Here is a 341-nt window from a genome sequence, read left to right as displayed (position 1 = left end):
AAGCAGCTGCTGGACATCGGCCTGACCGGCGTCGCCTTCGAGACCGTCGAGCTGCCCAACGGCGACCTGCCGCTGCTGGCGCCGATGTCGATCATCGCCGGCAAGATCGGCGTGCAGGTCGGTACCCACTTGCTGCACCAGCCGATGGGCGGCAAGGGCAAGCTGCTCGGCGGCCTGCCGTCGACCGAGCGCGGCAAGGTGGTGGTGTTCGGCGCCGGCCAGGCCGGCGGCGCGTCGGCGGCGCTGGCCGCGGCCGGCGGCTCCAACGTCACCGTGTTCGAAATGCGCCAGGACCGCATGGACCAGATGATGCGCCTGGGCAACAACGTCACCGCGCTGTA

1 pseudogene is annotated in these 341 nt (G+C 70.7%); it reads left to right on the top strand.

Annotated features, from left to right (window positions below):
• Positions 1 to 341: pseudogene (locus TX83_RS21845) on the top strand (alanine dehydrogenase); the annotation flags it as partial.

This window comes from Lysobacter antibioticus HS124 (assembly GCF_000336385.2).
GTDB classification, from domain to species: domain Bacteria; phylum Pseudomonadota; class Gammaproteobacteria; order Xanthomonadales; family Xanthomonadaceae; genus Lysobacter; species Lysobacter firmicutimachus.
Note: the sequence above shows the minus strand (reverse complement) of the source record. Positions and strands in the feature narration are given on the sequence as shown.